Raw genomic sequence first — 16,171 nt, 5'->3', positions numbered from 1 at the left:
TGAGGTATGTTTCCAAGTATTGAAAACAACTATTCTAATAATCTAGCCTCAATCCAGGATTGAATTTATCTAATTCCAACTTAGCTCTTTGTCGAAATGGTCAAACCCATACTATTATAGTACAACATCTTTGCTCCGATAAAAAAAACAACCTTTGTCTGGGATTTATGAGGGGCTGAGTGATCAAAGGTTGTTTCCCTACCTGGAAAGCCCGGAGCGATGGCTAACCTACCTCTTATCCTTGTCCTAAGAACTCTCGGCTTTAGTCAACAAAAGCCAACGCCCAAGGTGACACGTGGGGCTGATCGCGGTTGAGCTAAAACTTGGATTTTGCCGCACAAACCATCTAACACTATATAATTTATTGTCACTCATAGTTGACACTCTCAAGGTGCTCTCTTGGTTTTAATTACCCGACATGTCCCTTAATGGTTACCTAAGCGACTTATACTTGCCAGAACTTTTTCAGTTTTTAGAGAAAGGAAAGAAAACTGGTTGGCTGAGAGGATATCTGAAAAGTTTTTTGATACTGAATTTTGCCCCCCTAGCCCCCCAATTCTGGGGGGAACAAGAATCTATTTGCTGGTAAAAGTCCCCCAAAATTGGGGGACCCACGGGGGCTTATATGTAGCAAATGAGACTTCTCAGACAACCTCTGAGAATTACTGCCTTACCCAGAGTTTCTGGATACCGGCGACCAGTTCATCACATTTGGGTGTATCAGGGTCGGATTGTGGCAGCAGCTAATCGATTAGACCATCAGGGTTTAATTGTCCTGATTGCTCAACATCAGTGGGTTAAACACAGTATAGTCAATAAACTCGCTCAGTCATGTACTCCCAATCAGCCACTGGGTTTATACCTCCAAAGTCAAGGTATTTTACAAACTGCACAACTAAAATGGTTGTTTCAGATTCAAATACAACGGCAAGTGTGTCCTTTGTTTGAACTCAAAGATGGTCGATTTAAATTCGAGCAGAACGTGCCGATCCCAACCCTGGAAATGACCGGTTTAAGTATACCAGCAACAGAAGCAACATTGATCGGGTTAAGGGAACTGCAGCACTGGGAGGCTTTGGCTGAGCAATTGCCTGACCCTGATTGGGGTTTAGTCAGTACCATCTGCGATCCACCCCAATCCCATTATCGACTCAACGTTTTAGAATGCAAAGTGTGGAATTATACAACAGGCAAAGTTTCTCTCAAAGCGATCGCAAAGCAGCTGAAACTACCAGTAGAACAAGTACAGCAGATTGCGTTTAGGCTAATCACAGTGGGTCTTGCACAAGCAAGACCTTTGTTGAAGGATACTTCTCATAAAAACTTGGACAAATCTAAACAAAACCAGATTGCTCTCGACAAACAAAAATATCCATTCCTGAGCTTCCGCCGCAATTCATCCGAGATCCGAAAGCAGTAGCTTCGGCGTCGGATGAGCACACAGGGCAGGGCAAACCAATCTTATTTTTGTACATGCTGGCGGGGTGAGGATTTCAGCGGCGGTGCGACCCCGGTTGGGTTTCCCGACAAGGGTGAACGCGCACCAAGAGAATCGAGTCCGGGTTTTTATCAATTGATGAAATCCTTACTGGATAAGGGTTTTGGTATTTAGATGGGGTTTGCCTCTGAAAGCGTCATAAACTGACGTTTTGTGTAAGTTTTATCGAACAGTTCAAAGATAAATATCTTCTCCTTGCTCTGTGAAGCGAACATCTTTAATATTCAACTGAGAGTTAGCAGTAAGAGTTTTACGCAAACTACCGAAAAGGGCAAATTGCTCACAAGTGGAGAGGGAGACAAACTGCCGCTGGGAATCTGGTGATAGGCGCAAATCGACGGTAGCCACGCCAGTATTGGCATTGACCTTGACACGGTATCCCGATACATTAAAGTCACTGGAGTTACCAGTCTCTAAAACTTTTCCTATAACTGTATTTACTGAATTTCCTACTGGTACACTTACCTGTTCAGACACCAGAGACTGACACTGACTGTCAGCCCGATAGACATTAAGAATTACTGGGTTAGCTTGATTGCTATTATTACTCCCTTGGCTGAGTGTAGCCTCAAGCCCGACCTTAGCATCCTTGGTTTCTGGTTGAATTGTTTCCGTAGGTAGAGTAATGTTAGGTAGACTAGTATTAGTGGGTACTACACCAGTGCTAGAGCTAGCCTCGGTGGCTGGTTCAGGAGATAGATTCCCTACAGGAGTTTTCTGGGAACCAGGATTGTTATCACTCACCAAACCATAGCTACTGAAACCAACGACAATTGCTGCAATCGCAACAGGAGCTAGATAGTGTTGAAAACTTTTCATTTGGCTTCGCTCAAAACAATGCTTCTAGCTGTTGTCTAAAGCAACAGTTACATCAATCAATATTCAAGGTAGAGCGTGGTTGATCAGGATAAAACAGTTAAAAAATAGAAACTAGAAAATAAAAATTGAAATCATTTTCACGCTTATATCCCAATTCTGGCGCATTAGGGCTATAGATCAATTTAATCTTGCCATCTACCGACATTCGCAACACTCTCGACACTCCCGACACTCCCGATCTCTCCATCTGCATCTGTAGTCCTACTTTGAAGAATTGGTATTAACTTTGGGGGAGGTGAAACCCAGCTACCCTGTTGTAATCGCCTTGCTATGCTAAAAGAAGTTCCCCTAATAGGACATCCCCGATTCAATCAACCATGACTAAACAACCAGCCCGAATCTGCCTTCTCGGTGGAGGCTTTGGGGGTCTCTATACAGCCCTACGCTTAAGCCAGCTGCCTTGGGAAAAGCCCCAACAACCAGAAATTGTCTTAGTTGATCAAAATGATCGGTTCTTATTTTCACCGCTGTTGTATGAACTGATCACCAGCGAACTACAAACCTGGGAAATTGCTCCACCCTATGAAGAATTGTTAGCAAACACAGGTGTACGGTTTACTCAGGCAGCGGTAGCAGGCATTGATGTAGAACAGCAGCAGGTACAGCTACAGACTGGAGCGGAATTTCAGTATGATCGCCTGGTGTTAGCCCTAGGTGGAGAAACCCCTCTAGAGCAGGTGCCTGGGGTGGCTGAGTATGCTATCCCGTTCCGAACTATTACTGATGCCTATCACCTGGAAGAACGGTTACGGATTTTGGAAGAATCCGATACAGATAAAATCCGGATCGCTATAGTTGGTGCAGGTTACTCTGGTGTGGAACTAGCTTGCCATCTAGCCGAACGGTTGGGAGAGCGCGGAAGGTTGCGGTTGATTGAACTCGGTGATGTGATTCTAAGAACATCAACGGACTTTAACCGGGAAGCAGCACGCAAAGCTTTGAATGAACAGAAGGTCTGGATTGATTTGGAAACCAGTGTTGAGTCCATTGGACCTGAAACCATTTCTCTGTTGTATAAAGGACAGGTGGATACTATTCCGGTAGATTTGGTGCTGTGGACAGTAGGGACAAGAGTCACACCAGTTGTGCGATCGCTTCCGCTCAAACAAAACCACCGTGGTCAGCTGATCACCAGCCAAAGGTTACAAGTGGTTGACCATCCCGAAATTTTTGCCCTAGGTGATCTAGCCGATTGCCAAGATGCTGATAATCAACCAGTTCCCAATACAGCTCAATCCGCTTTTCAGCAAGCCGATTATGTGGGTTGGAATGTCTGGGCTTCTTTAACTGGGCGTCCCCTGCTGCCCTTCCGTTACCAGCAGTTGGGAGAGATGATGACTTTGGGGAAAGACAATGCAACTCTTACTGGTTTAGGTGTGAAGCTGGATGGTCCTTTAGCCCACATAGTGCGCCGACTTGCCTATCTTTATCGGATGCCAACTATAGAGCACCAACTGAAAGTTGGCATGAACTGGATGACTCGACCATTAACTGATCTGCTGTCTGGAACATAAAGACATACATACAGGAAAATGGAAAATTGAAATTAAATGAACAATTAACCATTAACAATTAACCATTAACCATGGAAAAACCGCGAGTAATTTTTCTAGATGCTGTCGGTACACTATTTGGTGTTCAAGGGAGTGTAGGGGAAGTTTATAGTGCGATCGCTAATCAATTTGGTGTTACAGTACCTGCTTCAGCTTTGAACGAAGCCTTTGTCAAAGCCTTCGCCTCAGCAGAACCAGCGGTTTTTCCAGAAACAGATCCTGAAGAAATTCCCCAGCGAGAATTTGAATGGTGGTGGGTGATTGCCTCCCGTACCTTTGAACAAGTTGGTGTACTTGACCAGTTCACCGACTTCATTGATTTTTTTGATGAACTCTATGCCCACTTTGCTACTGCTAAACCTTGGTTCATCTATCCGGATGTTATCCCAGCGCTGAAAGCATGGCGGCATATTGGTATTGAGTTGGGTGTCGTCTCAAATTTTGATTCCCGTCTCCATCTTGTCTTAAAAGCTCTAAAATTAGAAGAATTTTTCTCCTCCATCACAATTTCTACCCAAACTGGCTTTGCCAAGCCTGATCCACAGATTTTTGCTGCTGCTTTACAAAAACATCACTGTAGTGCTCAGGAGGCTTTTCATATTGGTGATAGTTTTAAAGAAGACTATCAGGGTGCTCAGGCAGCTGGCTTGAGAGCATTTTTGATCAAGCGCAAACCAATGACTTAACTTAAACGCGATGCTCCTAGGTCGCCGCTACGCGAACGCACCGATTGGTTTCCACACCAGTTTCTGGTTGATCGCCGCTGCTCTGGTATAGTTTGGCTGCTTCTTTGAGCATATTGGCTGCTAACTGTGAATTCTTGGTTCTGGGTAAAGGGTAACCAGCAACTCACTTTCTTTAACTGCTAACTCATCCAACCGCTGAGCTACCAGTACTCGCTCAAAATAGGTATCAGCCAGTACCCAGTAAACACCATAGTGACGAGCCTCAGATGCCATCAAGCTACGATAAAATTTTGCTAAAGATGGATCACAACAGTGAGTTGCTAGTAATGCCAAACGTTCGTGAGAACGAGCTTCGATCAGTCCAGCAACTAGTAAAGAATCCAAAAACCGTTCTGGTTCGTTTCGGCGAATCTGAGCTTTCAATCCAGCTCCATAGGGTGGTGAAGAAAGCGGACCTAAGGGAATGCTACGTCTTTCTAGCCACTGGTTAACTTGCTCGAAATGTTCTAGTTCCTCACGGGCAATGACTGTCAGCTGACGCACCAGTTTACTGTAGGATGGGTAGCGAAACATTAAATTCAGTGCTACTCCAGCCGCTTTACGTTCACAATGGGAATGGTCAAGTAAAATAACATCAAGGTTTGCAAGGGCTTGCTCGATCCAAGCCTGGCTAGTAGGTTGTTTGAGGGTATTAATCAAAGGCAGACCAGAAGAAGACACGCTTTTTGCTCACATCAAAGTAGTTGCCTGGTTCATTGCATACAGGCTTTGGTATCGGTAGGCGATGCTATTAATTTTAACTGAATTGTGTCAATCCCCGTCTTGTTAAGGGGCAGGTGTAATCCCTTCAAAAACTGGGTTCAATAGCCGCTTTTGTAGCAACAAGTTGTGTCGGAAACCCCGACTTACCCGTAGCCAATCCGGGTAGTTCATGATAAATTTACATAGATACTACACATAGACACTTAGAAGACAAGTTAAACTAACTACTTGAGCCTATTCCTCAAACTATTACACTTAACGACTCTATTCAGGAATAGCAAATCTCTTAAAAGGAAGACCACTCTGAAAGAATCGGTGCATCAATCTATAAATAGGTATGAGGCTCATGGTATTAGGTATTAGGTACAACAAAAGCAGTTGATAGCGTCTGTGCTTGAGGAGGGGTGCTTCATAGGCTGGTCATAAACCCCTTAGCCATATAAGCTAGAACTCTGATGCCTAAAGCCATTAACCTTAAATTTTATATGAAGGGGTCTACCTGATATTTAACGCAATTAAATTTGGATAAGTAAAGTAATGACCCACCGTCGTATTGTTATCGGTGACGTTCATGGTCACTATAATCCTCTTATGGCCTTATTGGATGCGATCGCACCCACTAGTGACGACACCGTTTATTTTCTCGGAGACTTGATTGATCGAGGACCGATGAGTTCTCAGGTTCTGGAATTTGTCAAGCAAAACGCTCACCCCTGTTTATTAGGTAATCATGAGCTGATGTTACTAGAAATTATCGGTAACAATTCAGTCCCTAACTCAACACGACAAGCCTGGCTATATAGTGGTGGTGAAACTACTATCAACAGCTATGGCGGAAAAGTCTCTCAAGATCATCTAGATTGGATCAAAACACTGCCAACCTACATTGATTTAGGAGATACCTGGCTAGTTCATGCCGGGGTTAATCCTCGCATGAGCATCGAGGAGCAAACCGTTGAGCAATTTTGTTGGATTCGGGATGAATTTCACAGCATGCGTGAACCTTACTTTCTCGACAAGCTGATCATCACGGGTCATACCATGACTTTTACCTTACCAGGAGTGGCTCCCGGTACGATAGCCCAAGGTTGTGGTTGGCTAGATATAGACACTGGTGCTTATCATCCCAAAAGTGGTTGGATGACGGGTCTAGACATTACCAATAATCTTGTTTATCAAGTTAACGTCTTTCGGGGTGATGTTCGCCAATTCCCCTTGGAAGAAGCCGTGACCAAGATAGAGCCTAGTAAAATATGCCGACGTCAAGTGTTGAGTACCTCTTAACGGTGATATAGGTTAACAAAAAGACTATTGAGCAAGCTTTCTGCTCTTGAGCTAGCTGTGCTTATCTGAGCACTCGCCCTCCACGACCTGTTGTCCTTTTGAGGGCAGCTTTTTTCTGGTTGCGGACGACTACACGAGTTTTGTTTTTGTAAGCCCGATTGTTTAATCCATCACCAACATAAGCACGATTTGAATCGATAGACTGCTCCAAGGAATCAATTCGGTCTGCTGTTGACGGATGAGTACTCAAAAACCCTGGAATAAAGCCTCTTTGCTTGAGGAGTTTTTTCATAAAGTCTACTGATCCTATCGGAGCATAGCCTGCTTGTTTTAAGTTCTTGATACCTAGTTGATCCGCTTCAAATTCATGCTGACGACTGTTGGGACGACGTAGTGCTAATTCCACACCCAGATTAACCATCGTGTTGCTATCAACTCCAGCCGCTTCTGCTAAACCTCTAGCGATCGCGGCTTGCTTAATTTGCTGGATACTATGACGACCTACGATATGACCAATCTCATGAGCCATTACACTTGCCAGTTGAGCTTCATTGTCTGCTGCTGCGATTAAACCCGTGTTAATATAAACAAATCCTCCCATAGTAGCGAAGGCATTAATATTAGCATCATCGACCACCTGGAATGTATAGTTAATATTTGGGCGTTCGCTGCTTTTAGCTAGTCGCTGACCAATTTGATCAACATAGCGATTAATTTCCCGATTGCGATAGAGCTTAAATTGCTTTCCAACAAGTTGCTGATTAATTTGCTGACCAATTTGGACTTCCTGTTGATCAGACATATTAGATAACTGGATAATCTGAATACCACGCAACAGCAGCTCTAACCAGGGAACCCCTTGGGCAACCTGAGCTGTTCCCACCACCAGAGTCAGGGATAGAAGGATGCTGATTAACGGATACAACAAACGACGTCGATAACGGGAGTAAATCGATAATATATTGCTGAACATAGCAAAATTATAAATTATTAAAGCGAAAAGAGATTATTTTAGCTATTATCCCTTGTTCCAGTGGAAAAAGGGTTTGCAGCCATGGCTTGCTGTAGAGGAGCCTTGTCTTTAACATCATAAGTCAACTCTCTACTAGGAGTTGTCTGCCATAATTACTGACCAGTAGCATTCCTCGTTATGGTTGAACCCCAAATAGGGTAATATGTTCCACAGACGAACCTGGTGTTTGTTATTCTCACTCACCAGTTATGGATAACTTTAATTATAGGTATTAGTTATGAGGTATTAGCTACATCAAAAGCAGTTTACAGCCGACCTGCTTTAAGAGGAGCGCTTTATAACTAGGTTAGAACCCCCTTAGCCATTCAAGCTATAGCGAGCGAACCTTAAGCAGTTATCTTTACACTATACAATTTTCACAACAACACCTAACCAAGTTTATGGCTATTGTAGATTCTAAAGGACGTTTGTTTGGCAAGGTGAGCATTATCGACTTCGGTGCTGCCTTGGTGATTTTGTTGGTAGTTGTAGGAATTTTCTTCTTTCCTGGTGAGTCTGGTTCCGTTGCCCAACTCAATAGCACCAAACCAGTAGAAGTAGATGTTATTGTCCGGGGGTTAAGCTTGCTTGAACCAGAGGTGTTGGTCAATCAGTTGGAGGAGACCAAGAAGACTAATATTGTGATTCGTAAGCAACCCTATGGTCAGGTTGACGTCAAATCCGTCAAAATTCTGCGTAGAAGTGTCCTGGTGCCACAACCAGATGGCTCTATCAAAGAACTACCAGATCCCAGACCTAGCTTTTATGGGATTAATATGTTATTAACCTTAGGTGGTAAAGCAACAATCACTAAAGATGGAGTAGTCCTGGGCAATAGCAAGATTAAAATTGGTACCCCAGTAGAGTTAGAAGGTAGAGATTATAACTTCAACGCCAGTGTGATTAATGTCAGAGTAAATTAATCACGAGTGATGGGGTGAATTGAACTAAGAATTGATGCCATACACCCCACCATCGCGCACACGCAAGGGAGCCATTGTCATCATTTGTTGACCTCACTTAGTATCAGCTTTTTCCACCGAAGCATCATTGATTCCCAGGGTAAGCCTTAGAGGTTTCCGGTAAGGATAGGCTCTAGCAACTTGCCGGTAAACGTCATAGTTAGTAGGTAGTGTAACTGTCTGTGCCCCCTCTTTATAGGTGATATTGTATTTAACTGTACGCAACAGCTCTGGCTTGCTAGGCTTATGATGAAGTGGCTGACGCTGTTCTACCTCATCAATGGTTGGTTTTGGTGGGACAACTGGCCACCATAAGCCCTTGTCATCAGGTCCTGTTACAGCACCTTCTGGTTTCTCACCATTGCGGTTGACTACGGACTTGGAAGCAAACTCCTCAACATCGGGATCTCTATCAGTTGTTGAATTAATAGAATACTCAACTCGCCAGGTTAAGGTGGTAAGTGCTGTAGCTTCATACTCAGTAATAATCACAGTGTTACAACTGCTAAGCGCTACTGCTACACAAAAGCCGATCAACATCAAGATCATCTGGCGACGCCGCAAAATGCGATCAAGTAGGACATGGAAACTAGTCAAATTCACTCCACCCCATCCAAACTTACGACTAAATGCAATTTGCTCCCCTATACCCTATTCTGTACCAAATTCTCAAACCTGCCTTTCCCAATTGCCTGTGGTCAGGACCAAGGGATTCACCTGCGATCGCACTGACCTTCGATGATGGACCCCATCCACACTACACTCCCAAGTTACTGCAAGTCTTAAACCGCTACCAAGTCAGAGCAAGTTTTTTCTGGTTGGGCGTTTGCGTAAACCAAGCACCCAGTGTCGCCAGAGAGGTTTACCAACAAGGTCACTGGTTGGGACTCCATGGATATTACCATCAGTCTTTTCCCTTTCTAAAACGGGATGCCCTTAAGCAGAGTTTGCTCCTTACCCAAGACGCGATCGCTCAAGCTTGTCAGATTCACCCAGACAAGGTAAAAGATGTTCGTCCCCCTAACGGATTATTTACGCCCCGAACCTTGAATATACTGCACCAGTGGAACTATAGATCAGTAATGTGGAGTGTTGTCCCAGAAGACTGGAAACGTCCTGGTGTCAGTATAATCGTGGAGCGAGTCCTAAAGCAGGTTCAAAACGGTTCCCTGATCGTCTTACATGATGGTTATTATGGAGGACAAGATGTGGTTGAAACTACGGGTGAGTTAATTCCTCAGCTATTGCACCAAGGTTACAACTTTGTTAGTATTAACCAGCTATGGCAGGAAAATTAGTAGTTTTGTTAATTGACTTACGGTTTTCTCGCTCACTGCACCGTAAACTCCTAGAAAAACTGCTTTGCTAGACGCTTCCGGTTTTCCATCTCCGGAACTCCTGTAGTGAACTACTCGGGTTCAATTACCTACTCTATATACTTCATATAGAGTAGAATATCGAGCTTGACGCTATATGTAGTGCTCAGCTAATCTGATAAATTTTAAAAAGAATGAGCAAAACGTAAAAATTGAAATTAGAAATTAAAATAATGATCAACCACTAGCTCTATCGGACGAGGAGAGTTGCTTCCCCTACCCAATGTTGAGATCGTCTTTCTCTGGAGTATTTCCGATGCCCTGGTTCACCATTCTGTTACGCAGGAATAGGGAATTAGGAGCTGGTTAAATGAACTTACTTGGCAGTACTTTCACTTAGGGTCTTACTACATTGGTTAGGTTTATGTGTTACAAGAGTAATGCAAAATAATCATTACCTAGACCCAGAGCTTGTCAATGGTTATCATACAGGACAAGTTAATTAACGTAGTGAAGTCCAACTGTCGGGTTTTATAGAACATTAGTACTAAAATAGTGACTATATTCTAGGCATAAGGGAAAGTGGGTAGTTATTGCTACACTTTCTCAAAGCTTTTGACCAGATAAATAAGCTAAATTTTTCAGATAAACACTAGGGCAAAATTTTGTAAATAAGGCTACAATCAAAAAGTCTTCCCAAAATTCAGTATTAACACTTAAATGGATAGTAGATTCACTGCAAGTTAAGTCCAAGGAAATAGAGTCGATCTAATTCCTACGGCTGAAGCGATTCGACCCACCATAGGGTGCAACAAACAAGGTTCTCACTGACTAAGCTATCTTAAGTAGATCAACGGACATCATCTACTGGTCTGAAACTGAAGGAGCATGAGGAAAAAACATGACCCAGGCAAATGAATTACTCGCAACAATCGCTCAACCTCAGAGCGATTTAGAAGTCTTGATTGAGGATGACGTGAACCGAGATGATTTGGTGGACGCTCAACCGGACGAGGAAAATACTAAGCCTGGTAAGGGGCGATCTAACCGTCGCCGAACCCAAAGCAAAAAGAAGCACTATACAGAAGATTCAATTCGCCTCTATTTGCAGGAAATTGGCAGGATTCGTCTACTCAGAGCTGATGAAGAAATTGAATTAGCCCGTAAAATAGCTGATTTATTGGAATTAGAACGAGTGCGGGAGCGCTTGTCTGATGAGTTAGAGCGGGAACCTGGAGATCGGGAATGGGCAACAGAGGTCGATATGGAGCTGCCAGCTTTCCGTTACCGCTTACACGTCGGTCGGCGGGCTAAGGAAAAAATGGTGCAGTCTAACCTCCGTTTGGTGGTTTCCATTGCCAAAAAATACATGAATCGAGGACTCTCATTCCAAGACTTGATTCAAGAAGGTTCTCTAGGTTTAATCCGGGCTGCGGAAAAATTTGACCACGAAAAAGGCTACAAGTTTTCCACCTATGCTACCTGGTGGATTCGTCAAGCTATTACTCGTGCTATTGCTGACCAGTCCCGGACTATCCGCTTACCCGTTCACCTTTATGAAACCATCTCGCGGATTAAGAAAACCACTAAACTTCTTTCTCAAGAAATGGGTCGCAAGCCCACAGAAGAGGAAATTGCAGATCGGATGGAAATGACCATCGAGAAGTTGCGATTCATTGCCAAATCAGCTCAACTTCCCATCTCCTTAGAAACACCTATTGGTAAAGAAGAAGACTCTCGCTTGGGAGACTTTATTGAAGCCGATGGTGAAACCCCAGAAGATCAGGTTTCCAAAAATCTACTCCGGGAAGATCTAGAAAGTGTCCTTGATACCCTTAGTCCCCGGGAACGTGACGTACTGCGTCTACGCTATGGATTAGATGATGGACGGATGAAGACTTTGGAAGAAATTGGCCAAATCTTTAACGTGACGCGGGAACGGATTCGACAAATTGAAGCTAAAGCCCTTCGCAAACTACGCCATCCAAATCGCAATAGCATTCTCAAGGAATATATCCGATAGAAAACCCTGCTGCTTGATAGCAATCAGGGTTTTCTGTTATCGCTGTATCTACTGGGTGGGGAATAGGGAGTCACTATGAAGTCTGGTTAATCACATATAATACGGTTGGTGCCATGCATGTTAATTGTCAATTGACACCTAACAACTTTTAATTTTCAATTTTCACTTGGCTATCAACCAAACATGATAAGTATTCAAACAGGCATTGTATCACATTCCTTACCCCAATTCCTATCCAGAAATCAGTTCCGGTGCGCTTTCCGTTTGAAGAATTAAATTACGGGGTCGCACCGTTTTGATATTTTAGCTGACATTCCGTAGAACAAACTATGGAATCAGCTAAAAACACATAAGAAAGCTGGAGTTCTAGTGTTGAACTCCAGCTATTTATTGAGATTGACAAATTTAACTAACTATTGGGAACTACATTAAGCCCAAAAAGTGTAGTACACCTTGACCAGTAATATATTCTGTGACTAAAGCAGCGATGAAACCGATCATAGCTAGACGACCATTTAAGTTTTCTGCTTTAGAGGTGAAACCGAATTTGGCTTCGTTAGACTCTTGATTGGACATTGTTCTTTGCTCCGCTAATTTACTCTGTGTAGCCCGTTTATATTAAAAAATGTAACAAATTATTGGCTAAATGTCAATTATCTGCATAGCCAACCGGGATGAATTGTGTATAAAGTCTTAGTTCATCAATGATGTAAACTTATGTGAAGCATAATTTCCTGTTTTCATCATGATCTCTCGTCGCGCATTTCTCAGCAGTCTGTTGGCTAGCTTTATCGTTTTGCTAGCTTGGATAAATTTTCCCAACCCTGCCCATGCTCTCGGTGGCAAACAACTTCCTCTCAATAAACCCGCACCCGAGTTCACCCTACCAACTAATACTGGTAAGGGTCAGGTGTCCCTCTCGGATTATCAAGGTCATTGGGTTGTACTTTATTTCTATCCCAAAGACTTTACTAGTGGTTGCACCTTGGAAGCTCAGCGATTTCAGCAAGATTTGCCCAAATACATAAAGAGAAATGTGCAGATCCTAGGGGTGAGCGTGGATGATGTCGATTCTCACGCCGAGTTTTGTGACTCAGAGGGTTTACAGTTCCCACTTTTAGCTGACACCGATGGCTCTGTCAGCAAGGCTTATGGTTCTTGGTTAGGTATTATGTCCCTACGCCATACCTATATCATTGATCCAGAAGGCATTCTACGGAAAATATTCCTTGGTGTAAGACCAGCAATTCATAGCACCGAAGTACTGGCTAGCCTGGATGAGTTAATTTCTACTCCTTGGTGGGTTGATTTGCTACTAAGGATTAAGCTTTAACAAGATTTATGCCCTGAGGAGGTCTAATCTCTGGTCTAATATCTCTGGTCTAATATCTCTGGTCTAATATCTATAGATAGAGTTTAACCAAATCAACTCATTTCTAGATATAGCTCTACATATAGCTTGAGTGCCTAATTCCTATTTAAGCTTCCTTAAAAGAGGCTACTGAAAGCAGACTGAGTACTGAAGCCGGATCATCAACAGTAGCGCTGGTTAGCTTAACATTGTCAATGATTAGTCCAGACTGAGTTTGATGACTCAATTCATTCACAACACCAAAGCCTAGGCTGTAGGTTCCAGGTGTAGTGAAGGTATGAGTAAATGTTTTAAATCCAGTTTGGTGGTAAAAGTTGTTCGGTGCTTGACTAAAAACTCCTAAGATGGGGTTAGCCAATTCATAGACAATTTGGGACTTGGGAGAACTAAGGCAAACGAAAGCGAAGTCGGCAACAATAGCCTCATCTCCCACGTCTTCATTGGTGAGAAAATTCCAATCAAAGCTTAAGGTATCACCAAGACCAGGGGTAATAATTTGTTGGATAGCAGCACCTCTGACTACCTTGCTAGAAGTACCACATATGCCAACGGTGTCTAAAATTTTCTGGGCAATACAATCGAGAGTTCCTGTGGACAGGTATAAAAACTCTTCCAGTTTAGAGACTGATGGGGCTTTTGGCTGACCTGTTCTGGTGACTTCGGTATTGCTAGTTCTGAGTAAAAGTTGCTTTTCTCCCTCTGTTGGAGTAATGCCAAAACTGGCTCTTTTGATCCCACCTGGTCCTAGCTTTTGCCACCCTTTGAGTCCTTCTTCAAAGCCACCATTAACTAGTTTAACTGGTTGCTCAGCACTATAAAAACTAGACGAATCAACCAGATAGTTGATTTCTTTTCTTAAGGTGGACTGTTTTGGCATTTGAGACGTGGACATAAAATTAATTTTTCTAGAACGCTAAAAGTTGAAACGACGATGATTCCAGAAAAATCAGAGGCAATCTTAACTTTTGACATGAGCACCAACCGTATTAACACCCTGATTAATCTGATCAGTTTGATGATCGTCTAATGAATCATCAACGTATTGTGTAAATTTTTACACGGTTGTTTCATGAAAAGTCAATGTATCTAGGTAATCTTTACAAGATATTTATATTTGGATATTTATTCATTAAGTTTCCGAGAAGAAACGATTAACTATAACCTTTAAAAATTAAAATTAGAGTTTTGATTTGTCACTAAGCTTCCAATGTAAATATTTTGTAAAGGAATCTGTTCAATTCAGTTTAATTCCTTACTGTTACCAAATCAGAGCAAAAGGAACAGCAAAGATTGTTCAGCTTTTTTAAAGTTTTCCTATTTATTTTTTATATTTAAAGTTTCGCTCAAGTTGTTTTAATATTTTATACATTTCTGGAAGCCGATTGTAGATGGCAGATATTTTTAGCCAGAGTTTGTTGGAAATAGCAGGATAGCCAGACACTACACTTCCGGGTTCTACATCTTTGTGGATTCCGGATTTAGCGGTCACAATTGCTCCATCCCCAACTTTCACTTGATTCGCAATTCCTACCTGACCCGCCAGCAGCACTTGATTACCCACTTTGACTCCTCCAGATAATCCGACTTGGGCTGCCAAGGCACAGTTTTGTCCCACCTCGGAGCCGTGACCAATATGTACCAAATTATCTAATTTAGTGTTGCGTCCAATGCGGGTTTCCCCAACCGCTGGACGGTCAATAGTGCTGTTACAGCCAACTTCCACCCCATCTTCTAAGACCGTGTAGCCAGACTGTTGCATTTTATACCACCCTTGGGGGGTTGGCACAAAGCCAAACCCTTCAGCACCAATGACTGCACCACTATGAATTACACAATCGTTACCAATGCGGCTTCGTTCATGAATAGTGCAGTTGGCATGTAGAACAGTGCGATCGCCTATGTCTACTTCAGGATATATTACTACATTAGGATGGATACAAACCTGATTGCCAATCTTTACCCCTGCTAAAATTACGACGAAAGGTCCAATATAGACATCTTTTCCTAACTGAGCATCTGGGTCAATCACTGCACTGGGGTGGATGACTCGTGCTGGTTGAAAGGGTTGATAGAAACATGCGATCGCATGAGCAAATAGCAATCTCGGTTCAGATGTCCCTACCCAAGCAATACCTCTTTCTGTCGCTTTTGCCTGTAATGCTTCATCCAGAGACAAAATTAAGGCACTCGCCTGGGTTTTTTCTACCATGTGGGCAAACTTGGGTCCCTCAATATAACTGAGAGTGCCTGGGGTGGCTTTATCGATGGGAGCAACTCCGGTAATTTCAGGGTTAAGCTCTGTATCGCTATTCAGGCTATGGCACAAAGACCCTGTACTACCCAGGTGTTCTATTAAAAGACTAAATTTCATGGCTCAGCAATGGGTGGGTGTGGAATTTCACATCTGGAATGATAGGATAAATTGGTGACTAACGGCCATTGCTATTGAGTTAGTTACCAAAAGATTTGGGTTTAAAGCCCCGTCCTTCGTTGGCCTTTGGCCACGCTACGCGAACGACGGCTTTTCCTTTTGTGTGCTATAATAAAAGTATAAGTAATAAACTAATATGTAGATAGGTATGATCTAATCATAAGTAGACAACGTAAAAAATATGTATTAGATACGTATTGCGTAATTTGGTCTAACGACTATAACGTCTATGAAAAATTTAGATATAAAAAAGTATCTATCTCTAAAAAAAAAGTAAAGGTACGGTGGGGCACACCGAAACCTAGGTTAGAGACCAAATACGCTTGTGGAGAGGGGACCCCTATTTTTCCTGGCTCCGGCCTGGTTAAACAAGTCCCCTCAGTGAAGCAAGAA

At 42.9% G+C, this 16,171-nt stretch carries 15 protein-coding genes; 8 read left to right on the top strand and 7 right to left on the bottom strand.

All coding sequences use genetic code 11. The features are described from left to right. Nucleotides 1–634: 634 nt before the first annotated feature. Nucleotides 635–1,420 carry a DUF4388 domain-containing protein gene (locus tag F6K46_RS10485; RefSeq protein ID WP_293051543.1) on the top strand — a complete coding sequence of 262 codons (786 nt, stop codon included), beginning with the start codon at nucleotides 635–637 and terminating at the stop codon, nucleotides 1,418–1,420. A 252-nt stretch (nucleotides 1,421–1,672) separates the two neighbouring features. On the opposite strand, the gene F6K46_RS10480 is transcribed toward F6K46_RS10485, so the two are convergent. Then, nucleotides 1,673–2,317, bottom strand: coding sequence for a sporulation/spore germination protein (locus tag F6K46_RS10480; RefSeq protein WP_293051546.1), 645 nt, complete (start codon nucleotides 2,315–2,317; stop codon nucleotides 1,673–1,675). A gap of 377 nt (nucleotides 2,318–2,694) precedes the next feature. Between F6K46_RS10480 and F6K46_RS10475 the strand changes: the two genes are divergently transcribed. Beyond that, entirely contained in the window at nucleotides 2,695–3,891 is a 1,197-nt protein-coding gene (locus tag F6K46_RS10475) for an NAD(P)/FAD-dependent oxidoreductase (protein WP_293051549.1), read from the top strand. Nucleotides 3,892–3,962: 71 nt separating this feature from the next. Next, a complete protein-coding gene (locus F6K46_RS10470; protein WP_293051552.1) occupies nucleotides 3,963–4,616 on the top strand; it encodes an HAD family hydrolase in 654 nt (217 codons plus the stop codon). Nucleotides 4,617–4,736: 120 nt separating this feature from the next. Here F6K46_RS10470 and miaE read toward each other — a convergent pair whose 3' ends face one another. Next, nucleotides 4,737–5,336: a tRNA isopentenyl-2-thiomethyl-A-37 hydroxylase MiaE gene (miaE, locus tag F6K46_RS10465; protein WP_293051555.1), complete on the bottom strand. Its 600-nt coding sequence runs from the start codon at nucleotides 5,334–5,336 to the stop codon at nucleotides 4,737–4,739. A gap of 579 nt (nucleotides 5,337–5,915) precedes the next feature. Here miaE and F6K46_RS10460 point away from each other — a divergent pair. Next, nucleotides 5,916–6,662 (top strand): metallophosphoesterase family protein, encoded by a 747-nt coding sequence (locus tag F6K46_RS10460; RefSeq protein ID WP_293051558.1) that lies wholly within the window; start codon nucleotides 5,916–5,918, stop codon nucleotides 6,660–6,662. A 61-nt stretch (nucleotides 6,663–6,723) separates the two neighbouring features. Here F6K46_RS10460 and F6K46_RS10455 read toward each other — a convergent pair whose 3' ends face one another. Next, nucleotides 6,724–7,635, bottom strand: coding sequence for a M48 family metallopeptidase (locus F6K46_RS10455; protein ID WP_293051561.1), 912 nt, complete (start codon nucleotides 7,633–7,635; stop codon nucleotides 6,724–6,726). A 440-nt stretch (nucleotides 7,636–8,075) separates the two neighbouring features. Between F6K46_RS10455 and F6K46_RS10450 the strand changes: the two genes are divergently transcribed. Next, entirely contained in the window at nucleotides 8,076–8,597 is a 522-nt protein-coding gene (locus F6K46_RS10450; RefSeq protein WP_293051564.1) for a DUF4330 domain-containing protein, read from the top strand. Between the two features lie 93 nt (nucleotides 8,598–8,690). Here F6K46_RS10450 and F6K46_RS10445 read toward each other — a convergent pair whose 3' ends face one another. After that, entirely contained in the window at nucleotides 8,691–9,239 is a 549-nt protein-coding gene (locus F6K46_RS10445; protein ID WP_293051567.1) for a hypothetical protein, read from the bottom strand. A gap of 26 nt (nucleotides 9,240–9,265) precedes the next feature. On the opposite strand from F6K46_RS10445, the gene F6K46_RS10440 reads away from it, so the two are divergent. Together F6K46_RS10440 and rpoD are read left to right on the top strand one after the other, a co-directional pair. Then, nucleotides 9,266–9,934 (top strand): polysaccharide deacetylase family protein, encoded by a 669-nt coding sequence (locus F6K46_RS10440; protein WP_293051570.1) that lies wholly within the window; start codon nucleotides 9,266–9,268, stop codon nucleotides 9,932–9,934. A gap of 919 nt (nucleotides 9,935–10,853) precedes the next feature. Then, nucleotides 10,854–11,975 carry an RNA polymerase sigma factor RpoD gene (rpoD, locus tag F6K46_RS10435; protein WP_070390974.1) on the top strand — a complete coding sequence of 374 codons (1,122 nt, stop codon included), beginning with the start codon at nucleotides 10,854–10,856 and terminating at the stop codon, nucleotides 11,973–11,975. Nucleotides 11,976–12,398: 423 nt separating this feature from the next. On the opposite strand, the gene F6K46_RS10430 is transcribed toward rpoD, so the two are convergent. Beyond that, on the bottom strand, nucleotides 12,399–12,551 hold the full coding sequence (locus F6K46_RS10430; protein WP_070390973.1) for a chlorophyll a/b-binding protein: 153 nt from the start codon (nucleotides 12,549–12,551) through the stop codon (nucleotides 12,399–12,401). Nucleotides 12,552–12,720: 169 nt separating this feature from the next. Between F6K46_RS10430 and F6K46_RS10425 the strand changes: the two genes are divergently transcribed. Beyond that, nucleotides 12,721–13,308, top strand: a complete 588-nt coding sequence (locus F6K46_RS10425; protein WP_075896166.1) for a peroxiredoxin — start codon at nucleotides 12,721–12,723, stop codon at nucleotides 13,306–13,308. 145 nt (nucleotides 13,309–13,453) lie between these two features. On the opposite strand, the gene F6K46_RS10420 is transcribed toward F6K46_RS10425, so the two are convergent. Both F6K46_RS10420 and lpxD read right to left on the bottom strand, forming a co-directional pair. Beyond that, nucleotides 13,454–14,239, bottom strand: coding sequence for a hypothetical protein (locus tag F6K46_RS10420; protein ID WP_293051580.1), 786 nt, complete (start codon nucleotides 14,237–14,239; stop codon nucleotides 13,454–13,456). Nucleotides 14,240–14,665: 426 nt separating this feature from the next. Further along, nucleotides 14,666–15,718, bottom strand: a complete 1,053-nt coding sequence (gene lpxD, locus F6K46_RS10415; protein WP_293051583.1) for a UDP-3-O-(3-hydroxymyristoyl)glucosamine N-acyltransferase — start codon at nucleotides 15,716–15,718, stop codon at nucleotides 14,666–14,668. Nucleotides 15,719–16,171 lie beyond the last annotated feature (453 nt).

Source organism: Moorena sp. SIO3E8, from assembly GCF_010692445.1.
Lineage (GTDB): Bacteria > Cyanobacteriota > Cyanobacteriia > Cyanobacteriales > Coleofasciculaceae > Moorena > Moorena bouillonii.
This window is presented reverse-complemented; position numbering and strand designations above follow the sequence as displayed.